The sequence below is a fragment of the Polyangium sp. 6x1 genome, assembly GCF_029946515.1.
GTDB lineage: Bacteria > Myxococcota_A > Polyangia > Polyangiales > Polyangiaceae > Polyangium.
Genome location: NZ_JARZHH010000031.1, coordinates 102,900 through 126,862, shown reverse-complemented (window position 1 = coordinate 126,862; position 23,963 = coordinate 102,900). Strand labels below are relative to the sequence as shown.

Annotated in this window: 18 protein-coding genes, 2 tRNA genes and 1 pseudogene; 6 read left to right on the top strand and 15 right to left on the bottom strand. The window is 69.2% G+C overall.

The features are described 5' to 3' along the window. A pseudogene (locus QHF85_RS27080) lies at window positions 1–334 on the bottom strand (hypothetical protein); the annotation flags it as partial. 286 nt (window positions 335–620) lie between these two features. On the opposite strand from QHF85_RS27080, the gene QHF85_RS27075 reads away from it, so the two are divergent. Beyond that, a complete protein-coding gene (locus QHF85_RS27075; protein WP_281330219.1) occupies window positions 621–2,375 on the top strand; it encodes a serine/threonine-protein kinase in 1,755 nt (584 codons plus the stop codon). Between the two features lie 134 nt (window positions 2,376–2,509). On the opposite strand, the gene QHF85_RS27070 is transcribed toward QHF85_RS27075, so the two are convergent. The 4 genes from QHF85_RS27070 to QHF85_RS27055 all read right to left on the bottom strand — a co-directional run bounded on the left by QHF85_RS27070 (window position 2,510) and on the right by QHF85_RS27055 (window position 6,900). Further along, complete coding sequence (locus QHF85_RS27070; protein WP_281330218.1) at window positions 2,510–3,283, bottom strand: hypothetical protein; 774 nt, start codon at window positions 3,281–3,283, stop codon at window positions 2,510–2,512. A gap of 124 nt (window positions 3,284–3,407) precedes the next feature. Further along, window positions 3,408–4,535: a carboxylate-amine ligase gene (locus tag QHF85_RS27065; RefSeq protein ID WP_281330217.1), complete on the bottom strand. Its 1,128-nt coding sequence runs from the start codon at window positions 4,533–4,535 to the stop codon at window positions 3,408–3,410. Then, window positions 4,532–5,923: a hypothetical protein gene (locus QHF85_RS27060; protein WP_281330216.1), complete on the bottom strand. Its 1,392-nt coding sequence runs from the start codon at window positions 5,921–5,923 to the stop codon at window positions 4,532–4,534. The genes QHF85_RS27065 and QHF85_RS27060 overlap by 4 nt, the downstream gene beginning before the upstream one ends. Further along, on the bottom strand, window positions 5,920–6,900 hold the full coding sequence (locus tag QHF85_RS27055; RefSeq protein ID WP_281330215.1) for a hypothetical protein: 981 nt from the start codon (window positions 6,898–6,900) through the stop codon (window positions 5,920–5,922). Before QHF85_RS27055 ends, QHF85_RS27060 begins: the two co-directional genes overlap by 4 nt. Before the next feature lie 186 nt (window positions 6,901–7,086). On the opposite strand from QHF85_RS27055, the gene QHF85_RS27050 reads away from it, so the two are divergent. Further along, a tRNA-Val gene (locus QHF85_RS27050) sits at window positions 7,087–7,158 on the top strand. A 138-nt stretch (window positions 7,159–7,296) separates the two neighbouring features. Then, window positions 7,297–7,370, top strand: a tRNA-Asp gene (locus QHF85_RS27045). A 216-nt stretch (window positions 7,371–7,586) separates the two neighbouring features. Here the strand turns inward: QHF85_RS27045 and QHF85_RS27040 are convergent. Beyond that, the gene (locus QHF85_RS27040) at window positions 7,587–8,414 is read right to left on the bottom strand and encodes a hypothetical protein (RefSeq protein ID WP_281330214.1); all 828 of its coding nucleotides are present in this window, start codon (window positions 8,412–8,414) and stop codon (window positions 7,587–7,589) included. 146 nt (window positions 8,415–8,560) lie between these two features. Here QHF85_RS27040 and QHF85_RS27035 point away from each other — a divergent pair, with 146 nt between their 5' ends. Continuing rightward, window positions 8,561–9,349 carry an exodeoxyribonuclease III gene (locus QHF85_RS27035; RefSeq protein ID WP_281330213.1) on the top strand — a complete coding sequence of 263 codons (789 nt, stop codon included), beginning with the start codon at window positions 8,561–8,563 and terminating at the stop codon, window positions 9,347–9,349. On the opposite strand, the gene QHF85_RS27030 is transcribed toward QHF85_RS27035, so the two are convergent. The 9 genes from QHF85_RS27030 to QHF85_RS26990 are packed head-to-tail and all read right to left on the bottom strand — an operon-like array spanning window position 9,346 to window position 20,753. After that, window positions 9,346–10,383, bottom strand: a complete 1,038-nt coding sequence (locus tag QHF85_RS27030; protein WP_281330212.1) for a hypothetical protein — start codon at window positions 10,381–10,383, stop codon at window positions 9,346–9,348. The two genes, QHF85_RS27035 and QHF85_RS27030, sit on opposite strands and share 4 nt — an antisense overlap. Before the next feature lie 51 nt (window positions 10,384–10,434). After that, window positions 10,435–11,772 (bottom strand): serine/threonine-protein kinase, encoded by a 1,338-nt coding sequence (locus QHF85_RS27025; protein WP_281330211.1) that lies wholly within the window; start codon window positions 11,770–11,772, stop codon window positions 10,435–10,437. Between the two features lie 29 nt (window positions 11,773–11,801). After that, entirely contained in the window at window positions 11,802–13,268 is a 1,467-nt protein-coding gene (locus QHF85_RS27020) for a chemotaxis protein CheB (protein WP_281330210.1), read from the bottom strand. Beyond that, a complete protein-coding gene (locus QHF85_RS27015) occupies window positions 13,268–15,982 on the bottom strand; it encodes a hybrid sensor histidine kinase/response regulator (RefSeq protein WP_281330209.1) in 2,715 nt (904 codons plus the stop codon). Before QHF85_RS27015 ends, QHF85_RS27020 begins: the two co-directional genes overlap by 1 nt. Beyond that, complete coding sequence (locus tag QHF85_RS27010; RefSeq protein WP_281330208.1) at window positions 15,982–16,587, bottom strand: chemotaxis protein CheW; 606 nt, start codon at window positions 16,585–16,587, stop codon at window positions 15,982–15,984. Before QHF85_RS27010 ends, QHF85_RS27015 begins: the two co-directional genes overlap by 1 nt. Next, window positions 16,584–18,008 (bottom strand): CheR family methyltransferase, encoded by a 1,425-nt coding sequence (locus tag QHF85_RS27005; RefSeq protein WP_281330207.1) that lies wholly within the window; start codon window positions 18,006–18,008, stop codon window positions 16,584–16,586. The genes QHF85_RS27010 and QHF85_RS27005 overlap by 4 nt, the downstream gene beginning before the upstream one ends. After that, window positions 17,995–18,405: a chemotaxis protein CheW gene (locus tag QHF85_RS27000; protein ID WP_281330206.1), complete on the bottom strand. Its 411-nt coding sequence runs from the start codon at window positions 18,403–18,405 to the stop codon at window positions 17,995–17,997. The genes QHF85_RS27005 and QHF85_RS27000 overlap by 14 nt, the downstream gene beginning before the upstream one ends. A gap of 14 nt (window positions 18,406–18,419) precedes the next feature. Then, on the bottom strand, window positions 18,420–19,505 hold the full coding sequence (locus QHF85_RS26995; protein WP_281330205.1) for a methyl-accepting chemotaxis protein: 1,086 nt from the start codon (window positions 19,503–19,505) through the stop codon (window positions 18,420–18,422). 60 nt (window positions 19,506–19,565) lie between these two features. Beyond that, window positions 19,566–20,753: an FIST N-terminal domain-containing protein gene (locus QHF85_RS26990; RefSeq protein WP_281330204.1), complete on the bottom strand. Its 1,188-nt coding sequence runs from the start codon at window positions 20,751–20,753 to the stop codon at window positions 19,566–19,568. Window positions 20,754–21,089: 336 nt separating this feature from the next. Between QHF85_RS26990 and QHF85_RS26985 the strand changes: the two genes are divergently transcribed. Together QHF85_RS26985 and QHF85_RS26980 are read left to right on the top strand one after the other, a co-directional pair. Then, window positions 21,090–22,802 (top strand): serine/threonine-protein kinase, encoded by a 1,713-nt coding sequence (locus QHF85_RS26985; RefSeq protein WP_281330203.1) that lies wholly within the window; start codon window positions 21,090–21,092, stop codon window positions 22,800–22,802. Continuing rightward, window positions 22,802–23,872: a PEGA domain-containing protein gene (locus tag QHF85_RS26980; RefSeq protein WP_281330202.1), complete on the top strand. Its 1,071-nt coding sequence runs from the start codon at window positions 22,802–22,804 to the stop codon at window positions 23,870–23,872. The genes QHF85_RS26985 and QHF85_RS26980 overlap by 1 nt, the downstream gene beginning before the upstream one ends. Window positions 23,873–23,963: the final 91 nt, after the last annotated feature.

Genomic DNA, 23,963 nt, shown 5'->3' with positions numbered 1-23,963 from the left:
CTTGTGGCGCGGGCGCGGCTTGTGGCGCGGGGGCAGGCGCCGGAGCAGGCGCAGGCGCGGCTTGCGGCGCTGGCGCTGGCGCTGGCGCTGGCGCTGGCGCTGGCGCTGGCGCTGCGGCGAGCATCGGCGCGATGTCCGCGGCCGCCTTGAAAAGCTCGAGCGAGCGCATGTCCTTGTCCGCGTCGGAGGCCTGCTCCGCGGCGCGCTTCAGCCAGCGCAGCGCTTCGGCCCGCTCCCCGCGGCCCCACAGCGCGGAGGCCGTCGACAGCGCCCAGTGGACATCCTCGTCGTCGTCGTCTTTCGGAGGCGGGATCGGGCTTTCAACCATGGTCATCGCGCTCGCTTGCCTAGCCGTTTGCCCAATACCACGACTCTCGCCGCGCCGTCTCCCGCCGCGCACGGGCCCGCCCTGGCCCGCGCCCCTGCCCCTCTGGAAACCGCTCGAATTTTCCTCGGTCGCCCCCCGCGCCCTCGACACGAGCGCCTTCCCGTGGCGATTCCGCTGCTTCCTCTTGAGCCGCGAGCGTCGATCGTGACACCCTCCCCTGCGCGGTAGCCTTCGCTCCCCTTTTTCCCTCGCGGTCCCGCTGCCGCGGACGCGCCTCAGAGGATCCTCGTTCGTGCTTCATAACCGAGATCTCAAGCCCGGCGTCACGCTAGGACGCTACGAGATCCTCATGCCCGTCGCACACGGCGGGATGGCCGCCGTGTGGGCCGCGCGCATGGTCGGCTCGCGCGGCTTCCAGAAGCTCGTCGCCATCAAGACGATGCTGCCGGGCCTCTCGGAAGATCCCGAGTTCGAGGCGATGTTCCTCGACGAGGCGCGGCTCGCGGCGCGCATCCGGCACCCGCACGTCGCCGAGATCCTCGACCTCGGCGACGAGAACGGCGTGCTCTACATCGTGATGGAGTGGATCAACGGAGAGTCGCTCTTCGTGATCAACCGCAATGCCAAGGATCAAGGCGGCTTCCCCCTCCCCTTGCTCCTGCGCATGCTCTCGAGCGCCTGCGCGGGCCTGCACGCCGCGCACGAGCTGCGCGACGACGACGGCCGCCCGCTCGGCCTCGTGCACCGCGACGTGAACCCCGCGAACGTCATGGTCTCGTACGACGGGATCGTGAAGATCGTCGACTTCGGCGTCGCGAAGGCCACGGCGAGCGTCACCATCACGCGCGTGCCCGGCATGATGAAGGGCAAAGCGCACTACATGTCGCCCGAGCAGATCCGCGGCGACCGGCTCGATCGGCGCTCCGACATCTTCTCGCTCGGGATCCTCATGTACGTGATGATCACCGGGCGGCACCCGTTCAAGGCGAGCACGGACAAGCAGACGATGGACAACATCGTCGGCACCGAGCCCGTCCCGGTCCACGATCTCGTCCCCTCCGTGCGCCCGGATCTCGAGGCTGTCGTGATGCGCGCGCTCGCGAAGCGCGTCGAGGATCGCTGGACCGACTGCGCCGAGATGCAGCGCGCGCTCGATCAGATCACGAACGCCATCGGCGCGGCCGTGACTGACGGCGACGTGTCTTCGTTCATGCAAACGCTGATGGGCGAGCGCTCGTCGCAGCGCCGCGCGGAGATCGCCGCCTCGATCCAGGCCGCGGACGCGCGCGGCGTCGAAGCCGCGGAGGCGCCGGCGTCGCGGAGGGCCGAAGGGCCTGCGTCGCGGAGGCGCGGCGGATCTCCATCGTCGCGCGGCGCTTCGCTCGAAGGCATCATCCCGATCTCGCTCGACGGCAGCGACGCCAGGCCGCCTCCGCCTCCGGCGATCGTCGTCCCCAGCGTGCCCCCGCCCCCGCCGTCTGCGCCGGCGGCGCTCGTCACGTCGAAGCGAAAATTGCGCGTGTGGCCGTGGCTCGCGCTCGTGCTCGTCGCGGGGCTCGGCGGCGCGGGCGCGGCGCTTCGCCTGGGTCATTTGCCGTGGGCCGAGCCGCTCGTCCCGCCGGCCCTTCGGTGGCTCGTGCCTCCGCCCAAGGCCGCGGCCACGCTCGCGCCTCCTCCGCCGCCTGCGAGCGTCGCGCCTGCGCCGAGCGCTGCGCCTCCCGCGAGCGCAGCTCCTTCCGCGACCGCGCCGAGCGAGGACACGCTGGCCCTCGACGCGGGCCCGACGAGCGACGCGGGCCCGACGAGCGACGCAGGCGACGACGCAGGGACCGACGCAGGCGACGCGGGTTCCGACGCAGGCTCGGACGCGCTCGACGGCGGTTTGCCCGACGGCGGCGGCTACAAATATCTCCCGCCGAACTCTGGCGGCGGCTGGAAGCGCATCGACGGCCTCTGGTATCCGCCCTCGTGGTGGAGGCCGCCGTCACGCTTGCCGGGTGGCGCCCCGGCGCCCAAGGTCGACCCCGACGACCCTTACGGCGAATAGCCCTCGAACCAAGCGCCTCCTTTGCATGGGCCGCATCGCGGCCGATGCACCCGAGGTCCAGGGCTGTGCCCTGGTTCGGGTCCAGGGGCGAAGAGCCCCTGGTCGGGTCCGGGGTGAAACCCCGGCGAGACGCTTCAATACAGGCCGGTCTGCTCGGGCAAACACACGCCCATCGCGCAGAGCAGCAGATCGATGTCCGCGCCCGCGCAGCTCACCTGCCGCGCGCAGTAATCATCGTATGCACACAAACGATGGCAGGACTGATCCGATCCGAGCGCGCGCACGTTCATGAGACAAGCCCAGCCGGACGTCAGCCACAGGCCCTCGGGCTTGTCGAAGAGGCAGACCTCCTTGCGCTCCTCCGGGTCGAAGACCTCGGCCGTGCAGGCGTCGCGCTCGATCTTCTCGCGCGACTTGCCCATCGTGTTCAGCATGTACGTGAAGTCGCAGGCGCCCGCTGACGTCGTGTCGCGCGAGACGCGGTAGCGCAGCGTGGGGACGTCGAGCGAGCGCTGACGCACGCCTCGGAGCATCGCGACGAACTGGTTGTTGCCGCCGTCTTCCTTTGGCCCCTCGCGCAGCGCGGCGAGGATCTGCTCGTTCTGCTGCTCGACGCCGGGGTCCTCTTTGTCCGAGTAGCCGAGCCGGATGTACTTCTCGGGCGTCTTCGTCGTGCAGTTCTTGGCGTGCTCCCAGAGCTTCTCGCTCACGACGGGCGGGCGCTTCGTCCCCTCGCGCTTGCACACGCCGATCGCGCCCGCGGGCACGGCGCCCGAAGCGCGATCGGTCGGTTGACCCGGCGGCTCCTGGATGAACTCCGTGGACGTGCAGCTCACCGCTCCCACGGACACCACGAGCCCCGTCACGGCGAGGGCGGCGACCCGATGCAACGCTCTCTTCGTATCCACGAGCGCACGGTATCACCGCGGAGGGCCCGGACAGAAATCCTCGGTGACGAAAGACGCCTGACCCATGGCCAAGTGGCCGGATCTTTTTGATTTTTGGGCGGGGATGGGGCGCGGGGACAGACGCTCAGGCGCCCATCGCGGTCTGCTCGATCAGGTGATCGACGATGGCCTGCACGCTCTGCGTCTTCTGGAAGACGGCGAGCTGTTTGTCGGCGCTCGTGCCCTCGCGAAGGATGCCGCGGACGCGGTCGAGCTCGGCCTGGGACTTGAAGATCACGGCCGCTTCCTCGACGAAATCGAGCAGCTCGCCGATGAGCACGCGCACGGGCAGCTGCTCTTGCTTGCCGAAGTCGATGAGCTGACCGTCGATGCCGTAGCGCAGCGCGCGCCACTTGTTCTCCTCGATGAGCTCGCGCGCGTACTCGCGGAAGCCCATGTTCTTCCGGTAGAGCAGGTAGAGCTTGCCCATGAGCGCCTGGATGAGCGCCGTCAGCGCGACGGTGTCGTCGATGCGCGTCGTCATGTCGCAGATGCGCACCTCGACCGTGTCGAAGAACGGATGGGCGCGGACGTCCCACCAGATCTTCTTCGCGTTGTCGATACAGCCGGTCTTCACGAGCAGCTCCACGTACGACTGGAACTGCGCGTACGAGTCGAAGTGCCCCGGGATGCCCGTGCGCGGGAAGCGCTTGAAGATCTCGCTGCGGATGCTCTTCAGGCCCGTCGCGCGGCCGAGCCAGAACGGCGAGCTCGTCGAGAGCGCGAGGATGTGCGGCAGGAAGTAACGGACCTGGTTCGCGAGCGCCATCGCGACCTCCTTGTCCTTGATGCCGACGTGGACGTGGAGGCCGAAGATCAGGTTCGCGCGCGCGACGTCCTGCAGGTCCTCGACGATCACCTTGTAGCGCTCGCCGTCGGTGATCTCCTGCTTCTTCCAGTCGCTGAAGGGGTGCGTGCCGGCTGCGACGATGCGCAGACCGTGCTTGCCCGCGAGCGCGCTGAGCTCGCCGCGGAGCTCGCAGATCTCCTGGCGCGCCTGCCGGATGTCGCGGCAGATGCCCGTGCCCGTCTCCACGACGGACTGGTGCATCTCGGGCCGCACGCGCTCGCGCAGCACCGAATGTTTGCCACCCTCGAGGAGCTGACTCACGTACGAGCGGAGCTCGCGCGTCTCGGGGTGGACGATCTGGAACTCTTCCTCGATGCCGAGCGTGAACTGACCGTCGAGCAGGCCCTGGACCGTGGTGCTCATGAATCTCCCTCGATGATGAACGTGGGGACCGTTCCCGCCCCCGCATGAACGTTGCACATGTTCGTCGCGGATAACCTGCCCAGCATACCGCCGAGCTCGCCCCGGAACAGGATCGGATCGAGCTCGATGTGGCGCCGCGAGAAGTAGAGCTCGCCCGCAGCGCCGACCTCCGGAAACATCGACGTCGGTAACGAAACGCGAAGCTGAAGAACGGACGGATCGACGAGCGCGAGCTTCAGCGCTCGCTCCCACACGCTGCTCTCCACGTTCGCGCCGATCACGACGCCGCGCCCGCCGACCTCGTCGTTCGGCTTGAGCACGAGGCGCGCGCGGTTGTCACGCGCCCACGGGACGAGGTCGATCTCGTCGCCGTCCGGGCCTTCGGTCTTCATCTCCTCGACGCGCCTCGTCCACGGGATGACCTTGCGGACGGCGACGCTCTCGTCCTTCGTGTAGAGCGCCGTGACGCGCGGATCGAAGAGCAGGGCGAAGAGGACCTTCTTGTCGAGGAGCTTGGCGCGGAAGCTGTTCACGACGCACACGACGCGCGCCTTGTACGCCTCGATGAGCGGCCGGACCTCGTCCTCGCGGCCGAGCAGCTCGCTCGTGAGCACGCGGCGGTAGACGAGATCGATCTCCTCGCCCTTCGCCGAGAGCTTGCCGTCGCGGTACTCGAGCTCGCGCGGATCGACGAAGCGCGCCGGGATGCCGTGCAGCCGGAAGCGCTCGCAGATCATGTCGAACTCGGTCCGCGTCGCGACCTCCTGCCAGTCGACGACGGCGACCTTCGGGACGTGCGTCCCGCCGAACTCGTGCCACGCGTCGAGGATCGATCCGACGAGGGAGTTGCCCGCGTAGACCGGCGTGACCGGCGAGACGCGGGCGAACTCGCGCATCGGCTGGAAGGCCTCGAAGAGCTCGGTGAGCCTGTCGGCGTAGCTCGGGCCGAAGGCGCCCTCGGCGTTGAGCTCGACGAACGAGAGATCGGGGCCCGCGAGGATCGCGTCGAGGCGCGTGACGACGCCGACGGACTCGAACGCGGGGTTGTAGGAGAAGAGCCTCCGCTCGCCGTCCGTCAGGCCCATGAGCTCGAGGAGCGCGGGCTCCGCGAGGATGAGGTCCTTGGCTTTGATGACGGCGCTGCGGAAGTGCCGGAGCGCGCCGAGGAGCAGGTTGTACTGGGCGCGGAGGACGAAGTTCGGTCGGAGGAACGTGCAGAGGGGACGACCGGCGAAGACGGCGCCTCGCGCCACCATGCGATCGAGGAGGGCGAGGTGATCCTCGCCTCCTCGATCCACGTAGGCCGTGAGCGCGTCGTGGTAGCGGTCGACGGCTGCGTCGAGCGCGGCGGTGAAGGGGTGCTTCAACGGCCGCTCGTGGGTGGTCACGTGCCTCTATCCCACCGGATGGGTTCGACCTCGGACGCCATCTTGCTCCATGCGTAGCGGTCGCGGATCGTGCGGCCTTCCTTGGCGGCGCGGACGCAGAAGTCGACCATCCAGTCGGTGACCGTGTCGAAGAAGCGCTCGCCGAGGTGCTCGATGTGCATGTCGGGCGCGGGGTTCGTGAAGTCGATGGCGTAGGGGACGCCGTCCTTGATGGCGAACTCGACCGAGTTCATGTCGTAGCCGAGCGCGTGGTTCAGGCGCAGGGCGTCGTTCACGATGCGGTCGTGCAGGTCTTGCGGGAGCCAGCGCTCCTGGTCGCGGAAGATGTAGCGACCGCGGAGGCCCGTCGGGCCGATCTGCTTCGGGTCGTACTGGATCGTGAGCACGCGCTCGCGGCCGATGCAGATGCAACGCGCGTAGTCGTCGAAGTCGATGAACTCCTGCAGCGTCATCACGTTGAGGTTCGAGTCGTCGTAGGCGCGCAGCAGATCCATCGGCGTGCGCACGACGGTCACGTCCTTCCAGCCGCCGCCGTCGGCGGGCTTCAGGATCGCGGGGAAGCCGACGTACTCGACGATCGCGTCCCAGTTGAGGGGGAACTCGAGGTTGCGGAGCGATCGGTTCTTGTCGATCGCGGGGATGTAGTCCTTCTGCGGGAGCATCACCGTGCGCGGCGTGGCGACGCCGAGGCGCGAGGCGAGCGAGTAGCCGAAGAACTTGTCGTCGGCGCTCCACCAGAAGGGGTCGTTGATGACGTAGGCGCCGCCGAGGGCCGCGGCCTTGAGGTAGAAGCGGTAGTGCTTGACCTCCTGGCTGATGCGGTCGACGAGGACGCGGTACGGAGAGACGAAGCGCTCCGGCGTCCCTCCGATCTTCGCGAACTCCGCTTGGATGCCCGGGACCCGGTTGCACCGATCGATGAACGCCTGGGGGAAGGATTTCTCCCAGCCAGCGAGAATGCCGATCCGCTCCGTCATGCGACTCTCCGTTCCTCCTCGGGCCGCCTGTCGCGGCCGCGGGGCGCGATGTCGTTCGTGCGCCCGCGCCGCCGACTCTAGCCCGATTGTCCGTGCAGGCGGAAGTTTGGCGTGGCGTGATCCGTCACAGAAAAAAACCTCTTGACGGAAAGGGCTCCCTGGTTAGACTCCGCGGCCTCTCCGTCGGGGCGGGTAGCTCAGCGGTAGAGCGTTGGCCTTACAAGCCGATGGTCGCAGGTTCGAACCCTGTCCCGCCCACCCGGCTCTTCATTGAAGTTGATGAGAGTCGGAAGCGGGAAAGAAAAAAGAAAACAGGGCCTTGCAAACGGTGAACGAGTCTGGTAGACACGGCGCCGTCAGTAAGAACGAAACAGCGACGACGCAGTTCGCCACATTGGGGTGGTAGTTAAGTCGGTTATAACGCCGGCCTGTCACGCCGGAGGCCGCGGGTTCGAGTCCCGTCCACCCCGCCTCCCTGTATGCAGTAGTGAAACAGCCGATCTCGAAAGGGATCGGCTGTTTTGCTTTTGTCCGCCTGGCTGGCGCTCCCCTGCCCTGCCGAGCGCATCGACCGCATCGCGGTTGATGCACCTCCGGTCCAGGGCTGGCCCTGGTCCGGGTCCAGGGGTGGACAACCCCTGGTCGGGCCCGGGGTGAAACCCCGGCGCTGCGCCACCGAGCACCCCTCACGACTCGGAGACGGCGCCTGCCTTCGAGACGTTGAACGAGAACGACTTTGCGCCGCTCGTGAGGGTGACCTTGATCGTGTCTTCGTCGATGCGGTTGAAGGTCATCGCGATCGAGCGCTCCTTTGGATCGGCGAGCCTGTAGGTGCCTGCTTGCGGCACGGGGTCGGCCCAGCGGAACTGGACGCCTTCGATGGCGAGGTCCCACGTCCCGCCTTGGGCGGTCCAGGCGCGCGAGCCGTCGACCTGGAAGCCTTCGACGAGCCCGCCTTCGAGGGGCCGCTGCGTGCGATCGCCTGTGCCTTTGCCCGTCTTGCCGTCCGAGAGACGCGTCCAGTCGAGCTCGTGCGCGACGTGGCGTGTCTCGTCGCTTGCGCTCCAGGTGACCTCGGCTGTGCCGCTCACTTCGACGCGACCGTTCGAGAGTTTGGTCCACGTGTGGTTCACGACGACGTCGGCCATGTCGTTCTTCGTGACGGTGATCTCGTGCGTGCCGCTGTACGTGTTGCCTTTGTAGGTGCAGCTCCCGGGGTTCTTGCCGTACTCGACTTTGAGCGTGGCGCCTGTGAGTGTGACGGCGGCGCAGGGGAGCTGTGAGGTGACGAAGTCGCGGATCTCTTGGGCTGCGGCTTCGGCGGCCTGACCGATGGTGAAGTCGGTGGTGATCTCGATGCTGCCTGACGTCACGTTCTCGGCGTCGCCTGAGACGCTGGCCTCTTGGACGGCTTGCAGGGCCTCGGCTGTCGTCATTTCTTCTTGCTTGCGACAGGACGTGGTGGCGAGCGTGGCGGGGATCAACAGGGCGATGGCGAAAGCGCGCTTGTGCATGCGGGTCCCTCCTCGTTGGGATGTCCGGGTGCTTGGGACACGACAGATGCGGCGCGGGTAAAAAACGGGCGAGCGCCTGGTGGCTCTGGCGAGGGACCGGTTTTCCTTGACATGGCCCGGCCAAACCCTAGAGCTGGCTTCGACGCATGAAGATCGTCAGCTGGAATGTGAACGGGCTGCGCTCGGTCCTCGGCAAAGGGTTTTGCGCGTGGCTCGCGGAGGAGCGGGCCGACATCGTGGGCATCCAGGAGGTGCGCGCGCAGGAGGCGCAGCTTGGGCCGTGCCTCGAGTCGATTGGCGGCGCGTGGCTGCGCGCGTTCTCGTCGGCCGAGCGGCCCGGGTACAGCGGCGTGGGGCTGCTCTCGCGGCTGCCTGCGGATCGGATCACGACGTCGATGAAGGACGCGGCGTTCGATGCGGAAGGGCGCGTGCAGATCGCGCGCTTTGGTCGGCTCACGGTGGCGAACGTGTACTTCCCGAATGGCAGCGGGCCGAATCGCGACAACAGCCGCATCCCGTTCAAGCTCTCGTTTTACCGGCGCCTCTTCGATGTGCTCGAGCCGAGGCGGCGCCGCGGGGATCCGATCCTCGTGATGGGGGACTTCAACACGGCACACCGCGAGATCGATCTCGCGCGGCCGAAGGAGAACGTGAAGACGAGCGGCTTCACGCCCGACGAGCGCGAGGAGCTCGATCGGTGGATCCGCGCCGGGTATGTGGACACGTTCCGCGCGTTCGAGCCGGGGCCCGGGCACTACTCGTGGTGGAGCCAGCGGTTTGGCGTGCGCGCGAAGAACGTGGGGTGGCGGATCGACTACGTGCTCGCGTCGGAGGGCGCGACGAAGCACCTCCGGCGCGCGTTCCTCTCGCCGCACGTGACGGGCAGTGATCACTGCCCCGTGGGTGTCGAGGTGGACGACGCGATCGTGGGTTAGCTGCGGGCCGCGAGCGAGAACCAGCACGCCGCGGCGAAGAGCTGCGGGGCCGAGCGCGGCGGCGTGCTCGTGCGGCGTAGGGCCGCTTCGACCCAGGTCGCGACCGAGGCCATCGACGAAGGGACGCGAGGCAAGAGCTCTGGACCTTCGGAAAGCCAATCTTCGAGGTCACGTTCGTCCGCGAGCGGCGCGAGGGCGCCGTCCACGAGGGCGGCGCTCGCGTCCACGCGCAAGCGCGCGAGCGTGAGTGATCCGTCGAGCGGGCTCTCCACGGAGAGCACGGCCGTGCGCGCGCCGTCTTCGCCCGGCTCCGAGGCGAACGCGAGGGCGCGCAGGCCCTCCACGGTGGTGCGCCCCGAGGAACGAAAGATCCGCGCGAGGACGTCGGCCCAGCGCGCTCGCGGCGCCTTGCTCGGCGCCTCGTGCCACAGCGACTCGCAGAGCCACATGGCCGCCGCTCCGCCCTCCTCGACGATGCGATCGACGGCGGCTTCGCCGATGCCGAGGTCGTCACGACGAACGAGGTCCTCGTACAGGAACGCCGCGGGGACCCGGGCGCGCTTGCGCAGGCGATCGATCTGCTCGAAGCGAGCGAGGCGGGACTCGGGCGGCTGGCGCGCGACCTTCTCCGTGATCTCCGGCAGACGCGCGGGCGTCGCCGCGAGGCCCGCGATCACCACGAGGAGCTGCGCGTCGTTCATCGCGAGCAGCTCGGCCTGCGTGACCTGCCGCGCGAGCTCCTGCGCGCGCGCCGGATCGACCGATCGCACGAGCGCGAGCGCGACGGCGCGCCCCTCGATCGGCGCCCGCGCGTCGAGGAGCACGCGCGTCAGCGAAGGCAGATCCGACGCGGTGAGGCCGAGGTAGGCGAAGGCGCGCACGTAGATCGGGACCTCGCGCGGCAGCGCGCCATGCGCGGCGAGGCGCGCGACGAGATCCCTGCGGAGCTCGTCCTTCGTGATCTCCGCGAGCCGCTCGTAGAGCTCCTCGTCGGAGCGAGGTCGCTGTCGGAACAGGTGCTCCGTGTCGTTCATGGCGCGCTCCCTCCCTCGCGAAATGACGAGCGGCCGAACGATCGGCGCGCGTCAGGATTCGAGAATCTTCGTCAGCGTAGCTTCGAGCTGGCGTGGATCGAAGCGCTTGGGCAGGACGGCTTGCACGCCGATCACGCGCGCCTCTGCTTCGAGCTCCGGCGTGATGTCGGACGCGAGCAGGATGAACGGCACGTCGGCGAGGCGCGGGTTCTCGCGCATCGAATGGCAGAGCTCGAGGCCCGACATGCCCTGCAGCGTCCGCTGGCAGACGACCGCGTCGGGGACGGCGCCGCGCATCGCCGCGCGCGCCTCGTCGCCCGTGGAGGCCTCGATCACGGTGTACCGCTGGCCGAGGCTCGCGCGGACGAGCGCGCGGAGCGTGCGCGACTCGTCGACGACGATGACGCGTGGTTTCGCCGGACGAACCGTGGCGCGATCGCGCGCCTCGTGGCGGTGGATCGGGAAGAGGCGCGCGATCGTCTCCATGAGCAGCTCGCTCGGCGGCGGCGAGGTGTGGAGGCGGAGCTTGCCGATCGCGTCGACGATCTCGAGGCCGCGCGAGGGGCGGTTGTCCGGGTCGCGATCGAGGAGCCGATGGACGATCTCGTCGAACTCGGGCGGGACGGCGCGGTTCTGGCTCGACGCGGGGGGCAAGTCCTCGGTCGTGACGCGCTGGATGGTGTGCGCCTCGGTCTCGCCGGTGAACGCGCTCCTGCCGGTGAGCATCTCGAAGAGGACGACGCCGAACGAGAAGAGATCCGAGCGCGCGTCGAGGCGGCCGCGCAGGATGGTCTCGGGCGCCATGTAGGCGAATTTGCCCTTGAGCGTGCCGGCGCCGCCTTGCGTGGGCGAGAGCCGCTCGCGGGCGCGCGCGATGCCGAAGTCGGCGAGCTTCACGACGCCCTCGCGCGAGAGGAGGATGTTCGACGGGCTCACGTCGCGATGGACGATGAGCAAGGGGCGGCCGTCCTCGCCGAGCTTGTGGTGCGCGTAGTCGAGGCCGCGCGCGGTTTCGACCGCGATGTGCGCGACCTCGGGGATGCTCAGGCGTTCGCCGCGCTTGCGGAGCTCGTAGAGCGTCGCGCCGAGGCTCGGGCCGTCGACGTACTCGAGCACGAGGTAGTGCTGGCCGCCCTCCTCGGCGAACTCGACGACCTGCACGATGTTGCCGTGATGAAGGCGCGACGTGATGCGCGCCTCGTCGCGGAACATCGCGATGAACTCGTCGTTCGACGCGTACTGCGGAAGCACCCGCTTGACGACGACCTCTTTGATGAAGCCGTCGGTCCCCGCGAGGCGGCCGAGGAGCACCTCGGCCATGCCGCCATAGGCGAGCCTTCGGATGATCTGATACTTCCCCAGCCGTTCCGGGAGCTCCGGCTCCTGCATCGGGGGAACCATATCAGCTCTTCGCTCCTTCAATGCCGCGAGCGCGCCGGGGCACGGACGCGCTCGACGATTTCGGGGCCAAGTTCGTCGAGGGACAAAACGGCATCCGCGTATCCACGAGAAATCGCGGCTCCTGGCATGCCGCTCACGACGCAGGAATCCGGCGACTGCACGAGCACACTTCCGCCGGCTGCTTTGATTGCGCGCAGGCCCTCGACGCCGTCGTTGCCCATGCCCGTGAGCATCACGCCGAGCGCGCCGTCACCGAAATGACGAGCGAGGGACTCGAAGAGCGGCGTGCCCGAGGGACGATGGTTGCCGACGGGCGGGCCCTCGATGACGCCGATCGTGAGCGGCGACTGCGCGACGAGGTGCTTGCCTTCGGGGGCGAGCGCGATGACGCCGCCGCGCAAGGGCATGCCGTGCGTGGCGAGGCGAACGGGCAGCTGCGTGACCTCGGCGAGCCACTCGGCGAGCGCCTCGTCGAAGCCCGCGAGGACGTGCTGCACGATGAGGATCGGGACCGACGAGGAGGCGGCCGCGAGGCCCGGTAGCATCGCGGCGATCGCCGCAGGGCCGCCCGTGGAGGCGCAGATCCCGACGACCGTGGCGCGGTTCTGGGTGCGGAGGCTGCCGCCGCGGCGCGATCGCACCGAGCGCGGCCCGTCGGCCCAGCGACGAACCACGGGGATCTCGGCGAGCATCTTGATCTTGTCGCGCAAGGCGACGGCCTGCGGGCCCATCGGATCGCCCCAGCTCGGCCGCGCGATGACGTCGAGCGCGCCGGCCTCGGTCGCGGCGAAGATCTGCGCCGCGGGGCGGCTGCCCTGCTGATCCGAGACGATGACGACGCGCGTCGGCGCGAGGGCCATGATGCGGCGGGTGGCGGCGACGCCGTCGAGGCCGGGCATCATCGCGTCGAGCAGGATGATCTGCGGGTTCTCGCGCACGGCGAGATCGACGGCGCCCTGGCCGTCGCGCGCCATGCCGACGACGTCGATCTCGGGATCGGCCTTGAGGACACGCGCGAGCAGCGTGCGGCCGACCTCGGTGTCGTCGGCGATGACGACGCGGATCACCGGGCGCGCCCTGCGGCTCGACGGCACGACGGGCGCGGACGGGATCGTGAGCGCGAGGATCGTGGAGACGCGCGCGGCGAGCTGCGAACCGTCGACGGGCTTCGGGAAGAACGCGTCGACGTAGCCTGTGGCCAGAAGATCGCGCTCGCGCAGCTCCTTGTTCGCGCTGATGAGGATGATCTTCGGCGCGAGCGTGCCTCCCCTCTCCTTCACGCGACGCGACAGCTCGAGCCCGTTCATGTTGGGCATCGCGTAGTCGGTGATGACGAGATCGAAAGGCTGGCTCGACGTGCCGATGCGCGCGAGCGCGTCCTCCCCGTTGCTCGCGACTTCCAGTTCGAGCGCGAGTCCGGCGAGGTGTGCGCGCACGATGTCGCGCATCACGACCGAGTCGTCGACGATGAGAACGCGTGCCATCAAGCCCTCCCCACGAGCTCGTTCACGGTCTTCACGAACACCTCATGATCGAACTCGCTCTTGACGATGTAGGCGTCGGCGCCGACGGCGAGGCCGGCGCGTCGATCATCGTCGGAGCCGAGCGACGTGACCAGGACGACCGGGAGCCTCCGAAGGCGATCATTTTGTCGGATGTTCGAGCAGAGCTCGAGGCCCGACATCTCGGGCATCGAGACGTCGCTCACGACGATGTCGAATGTCTCGAGCTCGAGCGCCGAGAGCGCCTCGTTGCCGTCCGCGACTGCGACGACGTCGAAGCCAGCGACCTCGAGCACGGATCGCTCGAGCGCGCGGGTGGTGAAAGAATCGTCGACCAAGAGGAGCCTCGGCTTGGGGCGGTTTTCGACCCTCGGCAAAAGCGCCCGGAAGCGGTCGGCGTCGCGTCCGGAGGCCGAGCGGAGGAGATCGATGGGATTTAACATCAACACGACGCGGCCGTCCCCCAGGATGGTCGCACCTGCGATGTTCCGTACACGAACCAGCGGCGGTTCGAGGTTTTTTGCCAGGACCGTCTGATCACTGACGATCTCCCGGACCGCGAGCGCGCACCGGGTCTCGCCGATGCCGATGACCAGGACCGGGATGCGCTCGGGCGGCGGAGGAAGCTCGACCGGGAGGCCGAGCAGCGTGGCCAGCGGGACGAGCGCGATCGGGCGGCCATCGACGACGATCGCGTGCGTGCGCTCGACCTCCAGCACGTCCGTCGCGCTGATGCGCAAGATGCGCTGGATCGAGGAGATCGGCATCGCGAACTGCTCCTCGCCGATGCGCAGGAGCAGCGAGTGCACGACGTAGATCGTGAGCGGCAGGACGATGACGAAGGACGTCCCCACGCCCTGCCGCGACTCGACCGTGACCGTGCCGTGGAGCCGCTCGATGTTGGTGCGGACCGCGTCGAGGCCGACGCCGCGGCCCGAGAGCTCGCCGACCTCGGTGCGCGTCGTGAGGCCGGGCGCGAAGAGCAATTCGAGGACGCGGTGCTCGGGCATCTCGGCTGCTTCGAGCGCCGTCGCGAGGCCCGACGCGATGGCCGCGCGGCGCACGCCGGCGATGTCCACGCCCGGGCCGTCGTCGCTCACCGTGATGGTGACGACGTCGCCGCGGTGCTCGGCGCGGATGCGGATCGTGCCACGCGAGGGTTTGCCCGCGGCGGTGCGGATGCCCGGCTGCTCGCAGCCGTGATCGATCGCGTTGCGGAGGAGGTGATAGAGCGGATCGCGCAGCTCTTCGAGGACCTTCTTGTCGAGCTCGAGCTCTGCGCCCGTGATGACGAGGTCGACCATCTTGCCGGACTCGCGCGCCATGTTGCGGACTGCGCGCGGCAAGGGCTCGAGCACGCTCGCGAGCGGGAAGGTCTGGATGCGGCGGATGTCCTCCTGGAGCTGGCCCGAGAGGATCGTCGACTGGAGCGCGTCGGCCTCGAACGCGCGAACGATCTCGCGCAGCCTGCGCACGAGGAGGCGCTCGTGCTCGAGGTCCTCGTTCTGGACCTCGACGAGGCGCTCGGACCAGCCTTCGAGCTTCGCCGGCGCCTCGTCGCGCACCATCGCGCGGATCGCGGTCTGCGCCTTGAGGCGCTCTTCTTCCGCGGAGAGGACGGCGCGAAGCTCGGCGAGGCGCTGATCGGTGCGCACACGCGCGGCGAGGAGCTCGCCGACCTGCGCCATGAGCGCCGAGAGTTTTTTCATGGAGACGCGCAGCGTCTCCTCGGTGCTGGAGCGAAGCGGCGCGGCGGCGTTCGGAATCTTCGGGAGCTGTCCCGTCGGATTTGGACCACGCTCGCTGCCCCCTGCGGCCATCGAGCGCGCCGCCGCCACCGCAGCGCCGGCCGAGGTGCCAGGCGATCCCGCTGATGTACCGGGCGCGCTGCCGCTCGAGGTGCCCGGCGAGAGGACAGGTGCAGGCGGCGGCGTGATGCCGCCGATCTCCGCGCGCGCGACGTATCCCGTCGGGGGTCCGTACGGGCCGACCGCGGGCGGGCTGAACGCGACCGGCGGAGGACCGAAGCCCGCGGGGATCGGGGCCGCATCGTAATGCGAGGACACGAGCGGCGAGCTCGCGAGCGGGTGCGGCGGCGGCTCGCTGTGCTTCGTCTTCGGCTCGTTGTAGCCCGCGCTCACGTTGCGCGACGGCGCAGCGGCCTCGGCGGCGGCTCGGTGTTGCCGCAAGATCGACTGAGGGCTCCTCGATCGCGTCGCGACCGTGATGCCGTCGGCCGGCCGCACGACGGGTGGCGGCGGCGGGGCCGGAAGCGGCACGCCCGGCGAGGGTTTCGACGCGAGGAGCACGGCTTCGAGCCCCTCGATCGCTTCCATGATGACCAGATCCGGATCGGGGTTCGGATCCACGCGGAGCGCGTGGTGCACGGTCGACAGGCCGGCGTTCAGCGTGTCGAAGACCTCGGGCGTGCGCTCGTAGTCCATCGCGCGGAGCGAGGCGAGGACCGACTCGATCGCGTGCGCGAGACGCGCCGTGTGCGTGAACCCGAGCGAGCTCGCGGCGCCTTTCATGTTGTGCGCCTGCCGGAACGCCTCGTCGATGAGCTGCTCGCGCGCGGTGCCCTCGGCGCCCCGCTCGACGAGGAGGAGCGCCGTGCCGATCCGCTCGACCTGCTCGACGGCCTCGTTGCGAAGGGTCTCGCAGAGGGCCTCGAACGCCGCGTCGTCGAGCGCCATCAGCCGCGCTCCTCGACCCGCAAGGAGCGGTCGGACAGGAGCGATCCGAGATCGAGGACGACGGTGCGATCCTCGAGCACGCCCAGCGTGTGACGCTGGACCAGCGGGGGGAACGTGGGCATGGCCTTGGCGATCGTGCGGCGGTTGACCTCGATGATATTGTGGAGCGCGTCCGCCGCCACCGCGCAGACGACCTCCGCGTTCGACGCCATGACGAGGTGCTCGGCGTCCGTCTCGGAGCGCGCGTCGGGCGTGAAGAGCAGCGGCAGATCGACGACGGCGACGATGCGGCCGCGGCGCGCGGCGACGCCGAGGAAATACGCCGGCACGCCGGGGACGCGCGTGATCCGGCTCATCGGGCCGACCTCGTCGACGGACTCGAGCTGCACGGCGTAGCGTCGCCCGCTCCGCTCGAAGACGATGCAGCTGATCGAGTCCGGCGCGCGATCGAGGCGCGTCGGCTCACGCGCGATGCGGCGGGTACGCTCTGCGAGGATGCGCGGGTGGACCTCCCGCTCGCCGCTCTTGCCTTCGCGCAGCTTCTCCTCGAGCTCGGCGAGCGAGGTGCGCAGCTTCTCGTAGACGCTCTCTTCCCGGGCGCTCATTGGATCTCGGTGTCTCGAAACAGCCGGAGCAGCCGGCCCACGGTCATGCCGTCCCATCCCTCGATCGGCGCGTCGACGCTCTTGCCCCGCGCGACCGTGAGGGCGCGCAGGCGTGCGGCGTGGCGTTCGACGAGATCGGAGCGGCCGAGGCGGAGGCCCGCCACGGCCGCGCCCGCGTGCGCGAGCATCATCGACGGATCGAGGTACACGCAGCGACGGAAGGCGTCGAGCGCTGCTTCGAAGCCGCCGAGCTCGACCAGGAGCAGCCCCTCGAGCAAATGCGCCCGCGGCTCCTCGGGTTCCTCTTCGAGCAGCGCTTCGAGCTCCGCGAGGGCGCCTTCGAGGTTGCCCGCGTCGGCGTGCGCGAAGGCGCTCGCGAGCGAGGGCGCAGTGCTCGCGAGCGAGGGCGGAGCGCTCGTCGCCGAGGGCTCGGGCGCAGGCTCGGGCGCCGCGGGCGGAGGCGTCGCGACGGCGATCGGTGGCACGACCGTACCTTCGACGCGCAGCGCCGGCAGGGGCGCGGGCGGGATCGAGAGGCGCGCGTACCTGCGGCCACGCGGCGAGGAAGGCGGCACGCTCACGGGCCCGAAGCGCTCGTACACCACGACCTCGCCGACGTGCACCGTTCGACACCCGGGCACGTCCCCGGCGTGATCCACGGGGCCGAACATCAACACGCCGCCCGGCGCGAGCGCGGCCGCGAGCGAGGCGATGACCTCGGGCCGCGCGTCCGGCTCCAGGTAGTAAAGGACGTTCTGGCAGAGGATGAGATCGAAGCCCTTCGGAAACACGTTCACGAGCGGGCCTTCCGTGAGGCCGAAGCGACGGAACCGCACGAGACGACGCACGTCCTCGGAGAGGTGCCAGACGTCGCCCTCGGTGCGGAAATACATGCGGCGCACGACCTCGGGCACGTCGCGCAGCGACCACGCCGAGTACCGCGCGGATTCGGCCTTCTGCAAGGAGCGCGGGTTCAGGTCGACGCCCGTGACCTCGACGCGGAAGCCGTCGTTCATCGCGGCCTCGCGCAGCACGATCGCGAGCGAGTAGGGCTCTTCGCCGGTGGAGCAGCCGGCCGAGAGCGCGGTGACCACGCGCTCCTTGCGTCGCTTGTGCAGAAGCGAAGGGACGATCTCGTTTCGCAGCGCCTCGAACTGCGGCGGGCCGCGGAAGAAATGCGTCTCCCCGACCGTGACCTCCGCGATGAACGGCTCGAGCTCGGCCGTGTCGTGCGAGAGGATGACGTGCTCGAGGTAGGCGTCCGTGGGCGAGCCGCGCTCGGCGGCGCGACGCTCGGCCACGCGCTCGATGATCTCGAGGTTGCGCGGCCGCATCTGCAGGCGCGTCCGCGCGCGGAGCAGCTCTCCGAGGCGCCGCACGACACCCGGATCCGGGGCGCGCCGGGCCTCAGCTCGAGCCATGGTAGGCGTCCTCTGGACCGAGCACGAGCACGAGATCGTCCTCGATACGCACGACGCCCGGCGAACGTACGCCGGCGATCTCCCCCGGCTTCTCGATCGCGTCCTCCTGCACGGTCACCACGTCCCGGACCTCGTCGACCGCGAGCCCGAGGAGCTTTCCATTCGGGGCCCGGACGATGACGAGGTGCTGGTAGAACGGCAGCGGCTTCGTCTGCGAGAGACGACCGCGCAGATCGATCACCGGCACGACGCGGCCGCGCAGGTTGATCACGCCGAGCACCTCGTTCGGCGCGTCGGGCACGTGATCGAGCTGCACACGCGGGATGATCTCGACCACGTGCTCGCACGGGATCGCGCACGGGCGGCCGCCCATCCGCGTGAGGACGAGGTTCGTCACCCCGCCGTCCAAGCTCAAGCCTCCGTGCCGTGGTCGTGGGCCCGGATCGGCTCCGTCAATCGGGCGAGCCGATCGAGCGCGACCTCGGCCTGCTCCACGCTGATCTTCGTCTCCTGCGTGGCCATGTTGATCTGCTTCATGCCCTGGGCGATCTGCTCGAGCCCGAGGCTCTGCTGCCGCATCGCGCCCGTGATCTGCCGGGCCGCGCGCGTCGTCTGGTTGATGACGTAGACGAGCTGTCCGAGGCGCTCGCCGATGCGGCGCACCTTCGAGCTGCCCTCGGTCGCCGCCTTCGAGCCCTCCTCGGTGACCATCGCCGCGCTGTGGCTCGCCTTCTGGATCTCGCCGAGGATCGAGCGCACCTGCTGCGTCGCTTGCTTCGACTGCTCGGCGAGCGTGCGGATCTCGAGCGCGACGACGGCGAAGCCGCGCCCGTGCTCGCCGGCCTTCGCCGCCTCGATCGAGGCGTTCAGGGCGAGCAGCTTGCTCTGCTCGGCGATCTCGTTGACGCTGCTGATGATCTCGCCGATCTGCTGCGTGCGCTCGGTCAGATCGAGGATCTTGGCCGCGATGAGCTCGACCTGCTGGCGCAGCCGGTCGATGCCCTCGATCGCGGCGACGACGTCGCGCTGGCCGTCCTGCGAGATCTGCTCCGATTGCTCGGCGATCTGGATGATCCCTTCGGCCTTCTCGACGTTCTGGATCCCGACCTCGTTGAGCTCCTCGATGGTCGTCGTGATGTCGTTGACCATCCCGGCCTGCTGGCTGCCGCTCGCGGCCTGCTGGCGCGTGCTCGCGAGCAGCTCGGCGAGCGTGCCGGCGACCTGCTGACCGAGCGTGCGCATGCGCGTCGCGGCGGCGACCCCACGGCCGGCCTTCCGGTTCGAATCGACGAGCGTGGAGAGCGCCGCGTGGAGGCGGGCCGCGCGCGGCTCGTCCCCCGGCGGAGGCGAGAGCTCGCGCCCGTCGTCGCCACGCGCGATCGCCTCGACGTCGGTGACGATGCGATCGAGGTAGACGTCGATCTTGCGCCGCGTGACCGCGCGGCGGGCCGCAGGATCGCGCTCTTTCTGCTCGTTCGATTCCGTCTTGTCAGCCACTTGCTCTCCGCTTCTCAGCTTCGGATCGGTCGCCCCGTTTTTCAATACGGATCGTCTGCTTCAGTCGGGCAGGATCGCGACGACCGAGGTCGAGTTGTGCCAGCCGGACTGCTGCCCGGGCGTGAGCGCGATTTCGCCGTACGTCTCCCAGCCGATCAGCGGCACGTCCTGACCCACGACCGAGCGGAACGCCGCGACCTGACGCTTGTACTGCTCGCCGAGGAAAATCCGCCGGCAAATGCAGTCGAAGACGAGGACCGCGCCCGGCCGGCCCCCCGCGAGGTTCGCGAGCGCGCTGCGCGCCGCGTGCTCCGCCGCGGAGACGAGCTTCTCCTCGCTGCCGGTCATGATCGTGACGCTCGCGCCCACGGGCACCTCGGAGGCCATGACGATCCCGCCGCCCTCGGTCGCCTTGAGCGGCGCCCGGATCTTGTACTCCCCGCTCGAGGTCAGCATGCCGAGCTCGTGCGTGATCATGAACGCGTCGCGGTTCGCCTCCGTGATCGGCTCGCCGATCCCCGCCGCGAACCGCTCGTAAGCGTGGAGCGCCGGACGGCCGTCGATCTCGTGGATCACGTTGTCCATGGCGCGCGTCACGATCATGCTCGGACACGCGGGCGACAGGCCGTGGCGCACGCCGATGCCGATCGGCGTCTTCGAGAACGCGTACACCACGACGATCGCGTCCGTGTAGTGCCGATCGTCGAGGAACACATCGGTCCGGGCGAATTTCGCGTCGTCCGCCGCGGCGCCGCCGACGACCTGCGCGAGCATGCCCGCGCTCGCGTGCACCGACTCGACGATGTCCTCGCCTTGCCCCGCGAGCCCGTCGCTCAGCACGATACACGTCGCGTGCCCGAAGCCGGCCGTGCGCGCGGCGCGGTGCTCGGCGGCGAACGAACGGAGCGCCTCGGACGTCGCGTTCTGGCGCATGCTCTTGAGGCCGCGGCCGAAGCCCACGCGGAAGCGGATCACGTCGCTCTTGATCGCCATCACGGCAACCGAGCCGTGTCCGACGTGGGCGTGCGTGAACTCGCCCGCGGTCGAACAGCCGACGAGGGGCACGGGGCCGGTGATCTTGCGGATCGCGGGCAGGAGCTTGCCGTAGTCGTGGTTCGTCGACGCGAAGACGAAGACGATGTCCGCTTCCCCGCTCCCGAGCGTGCGCAGCGCCTCTTGCGCCGCCGCCGTCCCCGCGTCGGTCGAGGACGATTCGTTCGAGAAACCGACACCGGCCCTTGTCGTCATGCGCGCCTCCCGTCGATGCGACGAGAGCCACGGTGCCCGACCTCGGGCCCCTCCGTCAACCGCCCCCCGGACGGCCGCGACGTGCGAGCCACGCCGCGCGAGGGCCTCCCTTTCGGCCCTTCGCCGGGCTCGATGTACCCTGCGACACCACGTCACGTGCGAGCCTGGATCCACGCTTTCGGTGCGAACCACGAGCCCGTTTTTTTTTGCGCACCAAAAACTCGCATCGATTGCGATCCAGGGGCACTCTTCGGTAGCATGGTTTGCAGTGGGGGTGCGTACTGGAGCACGCACGCCCAGATCCGATCCGGCTCTCCAGCGAGGTGAATGTCGACCATGGAGGGGTCCAGCGTCACGAAGGGGCCCGAGGCCAATACCCTCGGCAAATACAGGCTCATCGCCGAGCTCGGCCATGGCGGTATGGCCGAGGTCTATCTGGCCGTCGTGCAGGGACCTGCAGGGTTCAACAAGCTCTGCGTGATCAAGCAGATCCGCCCGCAGCTCGCGACGGATCCCGAGTTCCTCGGCATGTTCCTCGACGAGGCGCGGCTCGCGGCGCGGCTCTCGCACCCGAACGTCGTGCAGACGAACGAGGTCGGTCAGGAGGGCGATCGGTACTTCATCGCGATGGAGTACCTCGAAGGGCAGCCGCTGAACCGCGTCCTGCATCGGATCGGCCGGGACGGCGGGCTCACGCTCTCGATGCACCTGCGCATCATCGTCGACATGCTCTCGGGCCTGCACCACGCGCACGAGCTCACCGATTTCGATGGCACGCCGCTCAACGTCGTGCATCGCGACGTCACGCCGCACAACGTGTTCGTCACGTACGACGGTCAGGTCAAGGTCGTCGACTTCGGCATCGCGAAGGCGATGAACTCGTCGGCCGAGACGCGCCTCGGCGTGGTGAAGGGCAAAGTCGCGTACATGGCGCCCGAGCAGGCGCGCGGCGAGCGCGTCGACCGGCGCGCGGACATCTTCTCCGCGGGCGTGATGCTCTGGGAGGCCGCGACGGGCCGGCGCCTCTGGAAGGGCATCCCGGATCTGACGGTCCTGCACCGCCTCATCAACGGCGACATCCCCTCGCCTCGCTCGGTCGATCCCGACGTACCCGAGGGCCTCGAGAAGATCGTGATGAAGGCGCTCGCGCTGCGCCGCGAGGATCGCTACGCGACCTCGACGGATCTCGCGACCGCCCTCGAAGAGCTGCTCGATCAGATGGGCGACAAGACCTCGCTGCGCGAGGTCGGCAAGCTCGTCGCGAAGCACTTCGAGGAGAACCGCTCGAAGATCAAGCAGATCGTCGAGGCGCAGCTCAAGGCCGCGAAGTCGATGGCGACGACGGAGTTCCAGTCGATCGGCCTCCCGCACCTCGACGGCACGTCGGCGTCGGGCCCGATGTCAGTCGATCGGACGGGCGCGCGCGAGGCGATGTCGAGCCAGGATCTCTCGTCGCCGGGCACGCGCAGGACGAACGGCGTCTCGTCGCCGACCTCGCTCACGGCCTCGACGGCCGCCGCGACGAGCACGGGCTCGCAGGCGGCGGCGGGCTCGAAGCGCGGCCTGCTCGGCGCGGTCGGCCTCATCGCGGTCGCTGCGATCGGCGTGGGCGTCTGGTTCATGACGCAAAAGCCCCCGCCCGCGCCGCCGACGCAAGCGACGGCCGCGCCGGTCGCGGGCGACATCGAGGTGACGATCACCGTCACGCCCCCGAACGCGAAGATCTTCCTCGACGGCAAGGAGCTCACGACGAACCCCTACGTCGGCAAGTTCCCCCGCGAGGACAAGACGCATATCATCAAGGCCGAGGCCGCGGGTTTCACCACGCGCAGCCGCGACGTGACGTTCGACAAGGACCGCACGATCGAGATGGTCCTCGAGCAGCAAGCCGCAGCTCCGCTGGCGACGCCGCAACCCACGGACACGTCGAAGGAAAAAACCAAGGTCATCTTCGTCCCGCAGCCGACCACGACCGCCGAGGATCCGATGAAGACCGGCGGCACCAAGAAGACGAACCGCACCGTCGACCCGAACAACCCGTACCAGTGATGAAGACATCCCGACGTATCGCCCTCGCGGTCGCCCTCTCTCTCCCCGTCGTGCCCCTCGTCGTCTCGGCCCAGCAGCCCGCAGGCGGGGCCCCGGCGGCGGCCCCCGCGCCGCAAGCCGAACCCACGAAAGAAGCCAAGGAAGAAGCGTCGCGGCGCTTCAAGCGCGGCATCGAGCTCTTCGGCGAAGGTGACTACCGCGCCGCGCTCATCGAGTTCCGGCGCGCGTACGAGCTCGCCCCGAATTACAACGTCCTCTACAACATCGGGAACGTCTACTTCCAGCTCCAGGACTACGCGAACGCGCTCGTCTCGTTCGAGAAGTACCTGGCCGAGGGCGGCGCGACGATCGATCCGAAGCGCCGCGCCGACGTCGACAAGGACATCGAGAAGCTGCGCACCCGCGTCGCGCGCGTGGAGATCGTGACGAGCGTCCCGGACGCGGACGTGACGATCGACGACGTGCCCGTCGGCAAGTCGCCCTTCGCGAAGCCGCTGCTCGTGAACCCCGGTCGCCATCGCATCGTGGCGACGAAAGAAGGCCGGACGAGCGCGTCGCGGACCATCGAGGTGGCGAGCTTCGACGCGGAGAAGGTGACGCTCGACCTGGCCGAGATCGCGACGAAGCCGGTCGATACGGGGACCGTGCCGACGACGCTCCCGACGACGACGGCGCCGACGGCGTCGGCGACGAACACCGGGCCCGTGGTTCCGCCTCCCCCGCCCCCGAAGTCGATCCCGTGGGCCGGATGGGGCGTGACGGGCGCGCTCGCGGTCGGCGCGATCGCCACGGGCGCGCTCGCGCTGTCGAAGAGCGGCGAGCTCGCGGATCTGCGCAAGCCCGACTCGGGCGCGACGAAGACGCAGCTCGACGATGCTTCGAGCTCCACGGGGACCCTCGCGCTCGTCAGCGACATTTTCACGGGCGCTGCGGTCGTGGCGGGCGTTGTGACGCTCTACTTCACGGTGCGTGATCCCGGGCCTGCAAAGGAGCAACCGAAGACGGGCCTGATCAAGCGCGTCGACGTCGGTGTTTCGCCGACGGGTGTTACGCTCAAGGGCAGCTTCTAACTCCCCTCCCCGCCCACGAACGAAGGCCGCGGCCCGAGGGCCCGCGGCCTTTTTCGTGTCCACACGTTCGCGAGCGCATTCGAAAGGAAAA

Coding starts and splice junctions, on each gene's coding strand:
- QHF85_RS27065 (WP_281330217.1), bottom strand. CDS start 4,535: ATGAGCACCACGGTCCAGGGCCTGCTCGACGGTCAGTTCACGCTCGGC.
- QHF85_RS27055 (WP_281330215.1), bottom strand. CDS start 6,900: ATGACGGAGCGGATCGGCATTCTCGCTGGCTGGGAGAAATCCTTCCCC.
- QHF85_RS27040 (WP_281330214.1), bottom strand. CDS start 8,414: ATGCACAAGCGCGCTTTCGCCATCGCCCTGTTGATCCCCGCCACGCTC.
- QHF85_RS27035 (WP_281330213.1), top strand. CDS start 8,561: ATGAAGATCGTCAGCTGGAATGTGAACGGGCTGCGCTCGGTCCTCGGC.
- QHF85_RS27030 (WP_281330212.1), bottom strand. CDS start 10,383: ATGAACGACACGGAGCACCTGTTCCGACAGCGACCTCGCTCCGACGAG.
- QHF85_RS27025 (WP_281330211.1), bottom strand. CDS start 11,772: ATGCAGGAGCCGGAGCTCCCGGAACGGCTGGGGAAGTATCAGATCATC.
- QHF85_RS27020 (WP_281330210.1), bottom strand. CDS start 13,268: ATGGCACGCGTTCTCATCGTCGACGACTCGGTCGTGATGCGCGACATC.
- QHF85_RS27015 (WP_281330209.1), bottom strand. CDS start 15,982: ATGGCGCTCGACGACGCGGCGTTCGAGGCCCTCTGCGAGACCCTTCGC.
- QHF85_RS27010 (WP_281330208.1), bottom strand. CDS start 16,587: ATGAGCGCCCGGGAAGAGAGCGTCTACGAGAAGCTGCGCACCTCGCTC.
- QHF85_RS27005 (WP_281330207.1), bottom strand. CDS start 18,008: ATGGCTCGAGCTGAGGCCCGGCGCGCCCCGGATCCGGGTGTCGTGCGG.
- QHF85_RS26990 (WP_281330204.1), bottom strand. CDS start 20,753: ATGACGACAAGGGCCGGTGTCGGTTTCTCGAACGAATCGTCCTCGACC.
- QHF85_RS26985 (WP_281330203.1), top strand. CDS start 21,090: ATGGAGGGGTCCAGCGTCACGAAGGGGCCCGAGGCCAATACCCTCGGC.
- QHF85_RS26980 (WP_281330202.1), top strand. CDS start 22,802: ATGAAGACATCCCGACGTATCGCCCTCGCGGTCGCCCTCTCTCTCCCC.